At 76.0% G+C, this 8929-nt stretch carries 7 protein-coding genes; all 7 read left to right on the top strand.

Annotated features, from left to right (window positions below):
- Positions 1 to 393 precede the first annotated feature (393 nt).
- The gene (locus tag O4U47_RS30775; RefSeq protein ID WP_270681516.1) at positions 394 to 1179 is read left to right on the top strand and encodes a 2,3-dihydro-2,3-dihydroxybenzoate dehydrogenase; all 786 of its coding nucleotides are present in this window, start codon (positions 394 to 396) and stop codon (positions 1177 to 1179) included.
- Between the two features lie 76 nt (positions 1180 to 1255).
- Complete coding sequence (locus tag O4U47_RS30770) at positions 1256 to 2422, top strand: isochorismate synthase (protein WP_270681515.1); 1167 nt, start codon at positions 1256 to 1258, stop codon at positions 2420 to 2422.
- A 45-nt stretch (positions 2423 to 2467) separates the two neighbouring features.
- On the top strand, positions 2468 to 4135 hold the full coding sequence (locus O4U47_RS30765) for a (2,3-dihydroxybenzoyl)adenylate synthase (RefSeq protein WP_270681514.1): 1668 nt from the start codon (positions 2468 to 2470) through the stop codon (positions 4133 to 4135).
- Positions 4136 to 4164: 29 nt separating this feature from the next.
- Positions 4165 to 4821 carry an isochorismatase family protein gene (locus O4U47_RS30760; RefSeq protein ID WP_270681513.1) on the top strand — a complete coding sequence of 219 codons (657 nt, stop codon included), beginning with the start codon at positions 4165 to 4167 and terminating at the stop codon, positions 4819 to 4821.
- A gap of 55 nt (positions 4822 to 4876) precedes the next feature.
- Positions 4877 to 6181 carry a lysine N(6)-hydroxylase/L-ornithine N(5)-oxygenase family protein gene (locus O4U47_RS30755; RefSeq protein WP_270681512.1) on the top strand — a complete coding sequence of 435 codons (1305 nt, stop codon included), beginning with the start codon at positions 4877 to 4879 and terminating at the stop codon, positions 6179 to 6181.
- A gap of 136 nt (positions 6182 to 6317) precedes the next feature.
- Entirely contained in the window at positions 6318 to 6557 is a 240-nt protein-coding gene (locus tag O4U47_RS30750) for a phosphopantetheine-binding protein (protein WP_270681511.1), read from the top strand.
- A gap of 87 nt (positions 6558 to 6644) precedes the next feature.
- Positions 6645 to 8929: condensation domain-containing protein (locus O4U47_RS30745; RefSeq protein ID WP_270681510.1), on the top strand; the 2285-nt coding region annotated here is incomplete at its 3' end.

Genomic DNA, 8929 nt, shown 5'->3' with positions numbered 1-8929 from the left:
ACGACCCGCCGCCCGGCAGGGGCCCATGAGCGGGGTACCAGCTCCGCCGTCGCCGCCCGTCACGGTGACCACGTACCTGCCCGGCGGTCGACAACGCTGCCGTAAGCGCCGCCGCCCTTCGTCGTTGTCGCCGTCCGCCTGGCGTCCGAAGCCCCGCCGCCCGGTCGGGGGAGTGAGTTATCCGACCGAATTCGGTCAGGTAAGGCTTGCCTTACATCATTTCCCCAGGTCGTCGGGCGTGCGGCCGGGGTGTCCGTGTGTGCGGGGCGTGTGCGTCCGGTTCGGGTGGGTTGACACCGTCTGTGCCGCCACTCCAGACTGACGGGCGGTCGCTTAGGTAAGCATTGCCTTAGTAAGGGGATGCTTGCCCTTATTCATGTCGAGGGGGAGTTCGTGTCCCACAACGGGATCGAGGGGACGGTGGCCCTGGTCACCGGGGCCGCGCAGGGCATCGGCCGGGCCGTCGCCCGCGCGTTCGCCGATGCCGGGGCGCGTGTGGCCGCCCTCGACACGGCCAAGGAGCCCCTCGACGCGACCGTGGCCGAGATCGCCGCGGGCGGCGGTGCCGCCCGCGCCTACCCCTGCGACGTGCGCGACGCCGCCGCGGTGGAGGACGCCTTCGACGCCGCAGAGCGCGCCCTGGGGCCGGTCGAGCACGCCGTCAGCGTCGCCGGAGTGCTCCGCACCGGCCCCGGGGCCGCCACCTCCGACGCCGACTGGGCCGACCTCATCGCGGTCAACGCCACCGGCGCCTTCCACGTGCTGCGCGCCGCCGCCCGCCGGATGGCCCCGCGAGGCTCCGGCACCATCACCACCGTCGGCTCCAACGCCGCCGACACCCCCCGCGCCGACCTGGCCGCCTACGGCGCCTCCAAGGCCGCGGCCTCCTCCTTCACCCGCGCCCTCGGTGTGGAGCTCGCCCCGCTCGGCGTGCGCTGCAACGTCGTCTCGCCCGGCTCCACCGACACCCCCATGCAGCGCGGCATGTGGTCCGGCCCCGACGGCGCCGCCGCCGTCATCGCCGGGTCCCCCGACCGGTTCCGCGCCGGCATCCCCCTGGGGCGGCTGGCCGACCCCGCCGACATCGCCGCCGCCGTGCGCTTCCTCGCCTCCTCCGAGGCCCGCCACATCACCCTGCACGACCTGCGCGTGGACGGCGGCGCCACCCCGCGCACCTGACCGCCGACCCCGCCGCCGACCGGGAGGCCCACCTCCTCGCCCGGGGCGGCGCGCCGCCTGACAGAAAGGCCCCACGGTGCCCCACGCCTCCGCCGACCTGCTCGCCGCCTACACCCCCGGAGCGGCCCTCATCGCCACCCCCGAGCGCACCCTCCTGGGACAGGGCGTGCTGGAGGCCGCCGACGACCCGGCCCACGTGCCCGCCATGCTCGACGCGGTGCAGGCCTCCGGCCGGGCGCCCGACCCGGTCGCCATGGGCGCGATCCCCTTCGCCCCCGGCGCCCCCGCCCGCCTGGTGGTGCCCGCCGCCCTGCGCACCGCGGGCCCGGCCGCCGACGCGCCCGCACCGCCCGAGGGGGAGCGCCGCCCGCTGCCCGGCCCCTGGCGGGCCGAAGCCGTGCCCGAACCCGAGACCCACCGCAAGGCCGTCGCCGAAGTACTGGCGGCCCTGGGCGGCGGTGCGGGCACCCCGCTGGACAAGGTGGTCCTGGCACGGTGCCTGCGGATGACCGGCCCCGGCCCGGTCGACGCCGGGCAGGTGCTGCGCAACCTCGCCTGGCGCGACCCCTCCGGATTCACCTTCGCCGTGGACCTGCCGCCGCGCGGGGTGCCCGGCCCACGCACCTTCGTCGGCGCCAGCCCCGAACTGCTGCTGTCCAAGCGCGGCGGCACCGTGGTCTCCAACCCGCTGGCCGGGTCCCGGCCGCGCAGCGCCGACCCCACCAAGGACCAGCAGAACGCCGTGGAGCTGCTCGCCTCGGCCAAGGACCGGCGCGAGCACGCCCTGGTCGTGGACGCGGTCGCCGACGGCCTGCGCCCCTACTGCACCGGCGTGGAGGCGCCCGCCGAGCCGGAGCTGGTGCGCACCGCCACCATGTGGCACCTGTCCACCCGCGTCACCGGCACCCTCGCCGATCGGCGCACCCCGTCGGTCGAGCTCGCCGCCGCACTGCACCCCACGCCGGCGGTGTGCGGCACCCCCACCGGGGCCGCCCGCGCCGCCATCGCCGAGGTCGAGCCCTTCGACCGCGGCTTCTACACCGGCGCCGTCGGCTACACCCGCGCCGACGGGGACGGGGAGTGGGCGGTGGCCATCCGCTGCGCCGACATCGCCGGGGACACCCTCGACCTGTTCGCGGGCGGCGGCATCGTCGACGGCTCCGACCCCGCCGAAGAGCTGGCCGAGACCTCCGCCAAGCTGCGCACCCTGCTGCTCGCCCTGGGCGTCAACCAGCGCCTCTGACCGCCCCGCCCCCACCGACGACGACGAGGAAGGCAGACCCCGCCCATGCGCCCCGGATGCACCCCCTGGCCCGAGGAGTTCGCCGAACGCTACCGCGCGGCCGGGTACTGGACGGGCGAGACCCTGGGAGCGTTCCTGCGCGACCGCGCCCGCCGCTTCGCCGGCCGCACCGCGGTCGTCGCCGCCGAGGAGCGCTGGACCTACGCCGACCTGGACGAGCGCGCCGACCGACTGGCCACCGGCCTGGCCCGCCGCCTCGATCTGGGCCCCGGCGACCCCGTCGTGGTGCAGCTGCCCAACACCCCCGAGGTGTTCGAGGTGGCCTTCGCGCTCTTCCGCATCGGCGCCCTGCCGGTGTACGCGCTGCCCGCCCACCGCTCCGCCGAGGTCGGCCACCTGGCCGCCGCCACCGGCGCCCGCGCCCTCGTCACCGCCTCGGGCGGCGGGTTCGACCACGTCGGCACGGCCCTGGAGGTCGCCGCGGCCGCGGCCGGGCCCCGCCCGCACGTCGTCGACGCCGCCCCCGCGGCCGCCGACACCCCCCGCGACGGGGTGCGCCCCCTGGCCGACCTGCGCTCCGACACCGTCGACCCCACCGTCTTCGCCGCCCCCGACCCCGGCGACGCCGCGTTCTTCCAGCTCTCCGGCGGCACCACCGGCCTGCCCAAGCTCATCCCCCGCACCCACGACGACTACCTGTACTCGGTGCGGGCCAGCGCCGACATCTGCGAGCTCACCCCCGACACCGTGTACCTGAGCGCGCTGCCCGTCGTGCACAACTTCCCGATGAGCTCGCCCGGCTTCCTCGGCGTCATGCACGCGGGCGGGTCGGTCGTCCTGGCCCCCGACCCCAGCCCCGCCACCTGCCTGCGGCTCATCGAGGCCGAACGGGTCACCCTCGCCGCGGCCGTGCCCCCGGTGGCGATGCTGTGGCTGGACGCCGCCGACGGCGGCGCCGAGTCCGGGCGCGACCTGTCCAGCCTGCGCACGCTCCAGGTCGGCGGCGCCAAGTTCGCCCCCGAGGCCGCCCGCCGCGTCGCCCCCGTGCTCGGCTGCCGCCTGCAGCAGGTCTTCGGCATGGCCGAAGGGCTGGTCAACTACACCCGCCCCGAGGACGACGACGCCACCGTCACCGGCACCCAGGGCCGCCCCATCTCGCCCGACGACGAGCTCCGCATCGTCGGCCCCGACGGCGCCGAGGCCGCCCCCGGCGAGCCCGGGGAACTCCTCACCCGCGGCCCCTACACCATCCGCGGCTACTACGACGCCCCCGCGCACAACGCCCGCGCCTTCACCCGGGACGGCTTCTACCGCACCGGGGACGTGGTGCGGCTGACCCCCACCGGCCACCTCGTCGTGGAGGGCCGGGTCAAGGACCAGATCAACCGCGGCGGCGAGAAGATCGCCCCCGACGAGGTCGAGGACCACCTGCTCGCCCACCCCGGCGTGCACGACGCCGCCGTCGTCGCCATGCCCGACCCCTACCTGGGGGAGAGGGCCTGCGCCTACGTCATCCCCCGCGACGGCGCCGGGGAGCTCACCCGCCCCGCCCTGCTGCGCTTCCTGCGCGGCCGCGGCCTGGCCTCCTACAAGATCCCCGACCGCGTCGAGGTGGTGCCCGCCTTCCCCGCCACCGGGGTCGGCAAGGTCAGCCGCCGCGACCTGCGCGCCGCCATCGCCGACGCCGCCGCCCGCCCCGCCGGGCAGGCGTGAGACCGCCCGAGGAGAGAGACCGCCCGACGATGTCCCTGCCGCAGATCGCCCCCTACCCGCCCCCGGCGGCCGACCGGCTGCCCGAGAACCGGGCCCCCTGGAAGCCCGACCCCGCCCGCGCCGCCGTCCTCGTGCACGACATGCAGCGCTACTTCCTGCGCCCGTTCGCGCCCGGCGCCGAGCCGCTGGCCACCGCGGTCCGCAACATCGCCCGCATCACCGAGGCCTACCGCGCCGCCGGCGCCCCCGTCGTCTACACCGCCAAGCCCGGCGGCATGGCGCCCGAGGAGCGCGGCCTGGAGATCGACTTCTGGGGGGCGGGCATGCGCGACGTGCCCGAGCACACCGCCATCGACGACGCGGTGCGCCCCCGCGAGGGCGACACCGTCCTGGTCAAGCGCCGCTACAGCGCCTTCTCCGGGACCGACCTGGCCGACCGCCTGGCCGCCCAGGGCCGTGACCAGCTCCTGGTCACCGGCGTCTACGCGCACATCGGCTGCCTGCTCACCGCCGCCGACGCGTTCATGCGCGACGTGCGGCCGTTCTTCGTCGCCGACGCCATGGCCGACTTCACGGCCGAGGACCACCACTTCGCCGTGCGCTACGCCGCCCGCCGCTGCGGGGCCGCCCTGTCGGCGGCCGACGCCCTGGCGGCGGCGGGCGCCGCGCCCGCGCCCCTGGGATGAGCGCCGACCGAACGCACCGCCGCGCCGACCGCGCGGCCCGCCCGAAAGGAACCACGTGACCACGTCCCCGCAGAACCCCGTCCACGACCTGGCGGGCATCGGATTCGGCCCCTCCAACGTCGCCCTCGCCATCGCCCTGGAGGAGTGGCGGCAGGCCCCCGACCGCCCCGACCTGAGCGCGGTGTTCCACGAGCGCCAGGAGGGGTTCGGCTGGCACCGCGGCATGCTGCTGGAGGACGCCACCATGCAGGTGTCCTTCCTCAAGGACCTGGTCACCACCCGCAACCCGGCCAGCGGCTTCAGCTTCCTGAGCTACCTGCACCACGCCGGGCGCCTGCACGACTTCATCAACCACAAGACGCTGTTCCCGCTGCGCAGCGAGTTCCACGACTACCTCGCCTGGTGCGCCGGGCGCCTGTCGGAGCACGTGCGCTACGGCTCGGAGGTCACCGGTGTGGAGCCGGTGCGCGACGCCGGGGGCCGCGTGTGGGCGGTGGACGTGGTGGCGCGCGAGGCGGGCGGCGCCGAGCACCGCACCCGCGCCCGCAACCTGGTGGTCGCCCCCGGGCTGGAGCCGCGCATGCCCGAGGGCGTGGGCATGGGCGAGCGGGTCTGGCACAACGAGTACCTGCTGCACGAGCTGGAACGGCTGGGCGCGGGCGCCGCCCCCGCCTCGTTCGCCGTGGTCGGCGCCGGGCAGAGCGCCGCCGAGGTCGCCGACCACCTGTACCGGCGCTTCCCCGGCGCGCAGGTGCACGCCGTGTTCTCCCGGTACGGCTACAGCCCCTCCGACGACAGCCCCTTCGCCAACCGGATCTTCGACCCCGAGGCGGTGGACGCGTTCTACACCTCGCCGGAGCCGGTCAAGGACGACATCCTCGGCTACCACCGCAACACCAACTACTCGGTGGTCGACCCCGACCTGATCGACGCCCTGTACCGGGCCGCCTACCAGGACCGCGTGCTGGGCACCGAGCGGCTGGTGCTGCACAACCTGTCCCGGGTGGCGGCCGTGGAGGAGGGCCCCGACGGCGTGGCGCTCACCCTGGACCACCTGCCCACCGGCAAGCAGGTGCCGCTGCGGGCCGACTACGTCGTCTACGCCACCGGCTACCGGCCCGTCGACCCGCGCCGGCTGCTCGGGCCGCTGGCCGCCCACGTGGTGGAGGACGAGCGCGGCCGCCCCGCCGTCGGCCGCGACTACCGCGTGGCCACCGACGACGAGGTCACCTGCGGCATCTACCTGCAGGGCGGCACGGAGCACACGCACGGCATCTCCTCGACGCTGCTGTCCAACATCGCGGTGCGCACCGGGGAGATCCTCGACTCGCTGAGCGCCCGCACCCCCGCGCCCGCCTGAGGCGCCCCCGCCCGGATTCCCGGTGATCTCGGGAGAAACGACGCTACGAGCGCGGTTCTAGCGTCGCTTTTCCCGAGATCAACAGCGGAGGGGCCCACCGCCCGTTCCCGTACCGCCCACCGAAAGCGAGGAGACCATGAGCACCGAAGCCGAGAGCGCGCCCTTCACCCCCGAGCGGGTTCGTGCCGACGTGGAGGCCGTCCTGGAGGAGGAGCCCGGCTCCCTGGCCGAGGACGAGGACCTCCTGGACCGGGGGATGGACTCGATCCGCCTGATGAGCCTGGTGGAGAAGTGGCGCACCGACGGCGCCGAGACCGACTTCGTCGAGCTGGCCGAGGCCCCCACCATCGCCGCCTGGGCGCGCCTGCTCTCCTGACCCGCCGCGCCGTTCCCGCCCGCGCCGTTCCCCCGCCGTTCCCGCCCGCGCATCCCACCGCCACCGCCCTCACCCGGAGCAGCACCCATGACCGTTGACCGTGACCGCCGCAGCGACCTCACCGGAGCGCAGAGCGGGGTCTGGTACGCCCAGCAGGTCGACCCCGGCAACCCTGTGTACAACGTCGGCCAGTACGTCGACCTGCGCGGGGACCTGGACGTGGGCCGCTTCCAGGAGGCGGTGGCGGCGGTGGCCGCCGAAGCCGACGCGCTGCGCACGCGCATCGTCGACGAGGGCGGGGTGCCGCGCCAGGCGGTGCACGCGCCGGGCGGCGGCGAGGGCCGTGTCGACCTGGTCGACCTGCGCGGGCGCCCCGACCCCGAGGCGGCCGCGCTGGAGGCGATGCTCGCCGACATGGACACGCCCGCCGACCTGTTCGGCGGGGAGCTGTACCGGTTCACCCTGTACCGGGTGGGCGACGGCCGACACCTGTGGTACCAGCGGTTCCACCACATCCTGGTGGACGCCTACTCGGTCGCCGCGATCACCCGCCGCACGGCGGCCCACTACACCGCGCTCGGCGGGGGCCGCGAGGCCGGGCGGGGCTTCCGGCCGCTGCGCGAGGTGGTCGCCGAGGAGGAGGCCTACGACGCCTCCGACCGGCGCGAGGACGACCGCGCGTACTGGGCGCGGGCCATGGAGGGGCGGCCCGAGCCGGCGCTGCTGTCGCAGGCCGCCCCCGCCGCGCCCCGCCGGGCGGTGCGCGCCCGGTCCGGGATCGGCGCCGAGGGCAGGGCCCGCGTGGAGGAGGCGGCCGCGGCCGCCGGTGCGGGCTGGGCCGAGGCGCTGACCGCCCTGGTCGCCTGCTATGTGCACCGCCGCACCGGGGCGCGGGACGTGGTGCTCGGGATGCCGGTGATGAACCGGCTGGGCTCGGCGGCGCTGCGGACCCCCTCGATGGTGGTGAACGTGCTGCCGCTGCGGGTGGCGGTGGCGCCGGGGGACACCGTGGGCGCCGTGATCGGCCGGACGAAGGAGGCGCTGGCGGGGCTGCGGGCGCACCAGCGGTACCGGGCCGAGGACGTGCGGCGCGACCTGAACCTGGTGGGACGCGCGGCGGGGCTGTACGGGCCGATGGTCAACATCAAGGCATTCGACTACGCGCTGCCGTTCCAGGGGCTGGAGGCGTCGGTCCGGACCCTGTCGGAGGGGCCGGTGGACGACGTGTCGCTGTCGGTCCACACGGCCGCGGACGGAGGGCTGGGCTTCGAGCTGAACGCCAACCCGGCCCGGTACACCGAGGACGATGCGAGGGAGCGCCTGGCCGAGTTCACCCGCTTGGTGGAGGGGGCGCTGTCTGCTCCTGACGCGGCCGCTCCGGAGGCCATGGCCCCGGATCCCGCGGCCGACGGCGCGACGACCGGCGGCTCGGGCGATTCGGCCCCGGCCGGACCGTGCTCGGCGCATGCCGGGAACGGAACGCCTGCCGAACAGGGACCGGTGGCGGTCAGTGCCGACACCGGTGCCGGCACTGGTGCCGACACGGCGGCCGGTCGGGCCGTCGCCGCACTCCGGGTCGGAGCCCTCGACCTGGTCGCCCCTGACGCCATCGGCCGCCTGACCGCCGTGCCCGACCCGCGCCCGGTCCCGGAGGGGACCGTGGCCGACCGGGTGGCGGCCGCCGTGGCGCACCACCCGGACCGCGTGGCCGTGGAGGCGGGCGACGGGACCTTGACCTACGCGGGGCTGTGGGCCCGCTCCGGGGAGATCGCCGCGGCACTCCGCTCCCACGGCGCGGGAGCGGGGAGCGTCGTGGCCGTGGTGCTCCCGAGGAGTTCCGATCTGGTCGCGGCCCTGCTCGGAGCCGTCCGGGCCGGGGCGACCCACCTCCCGGTCGACCCGGAGTTCCCGGCCGACCGGATCGCGTACATGCTGTCCGACTCGGGGGCGCGCCTGGCCGTGACCGCTCCGGGCGCGGACAAGGCCGTGCCAGAGGACATCGAGCGCCTGGTCGTCGACGGCATGGAGGAGGGCCCGACCGGCGCTCCCATCCAGGTCGGCGGCGGGAAGGACGGCCCCCGCCGGGACCAGGGCGCGATGTCCCGTGAGGCGTCGGCGGATGCCGTGCCTGATGTGCGTGATGTGCATGCCGACGCCGCTGACACGGATGACGAACGTGATGCCGGGGATGCGCCCGGCGTTCGCGGTTCCGGAGTGGGACTCCGTGGTTCCGGTGCTTCGGGCACCGCCTCTGTCGCCTTGGACGGGCCGGTCGGCACCGGGAGCCTCACTGGGGCGACCACCGCCCCGTGCTCCGCCGCGTACGTCCTCTACACCTCCGGGTCCACCGGGCGGCCCAAGGGCGTGGTCGT

It is taken from the genome of Nocardiopsis suaedae (genome assembly GCF_027706745.1).
Classification (GTDB): Bacteria; Actinomycetota; Actinomycetes; order Streptosporangiales; family Streptosporangiaceae; genus Nocardiopsis_A; species Nocardiopsis_A suaedae.
Note: the sequence above shows the minus strand (reverse complement) of the source record. Positions and strands in the feature narration are given on the sequence as shown.

What these genes read in the sequence shown, in the direction of transcription:
- O4U47_RS30765 (WP_270681514.1), top strand. Translation starts at nt 2,468, where the DNA reads ATGCGCCCCGGATGCACCCCCTGGCCCGAGGAGTTCGCCGAACGCTAC.
- O4U47_RS30760 (WP_270681513.1), top strand. Translation starts at nt 4,165, where the DNA reads ATGTCCCTGCCGCAGATCGCCCCCTACCCGCCCCCGGCGGCCGACCGG.
- O4U47_RS30750 (WP_270681511.1), top strand. Translation starts at nt 6,318, where the DNA reads ATGAGCACCGAAGCCGAGAGCGCGCCCTTCACCCCCGAGCGGGTTCGT.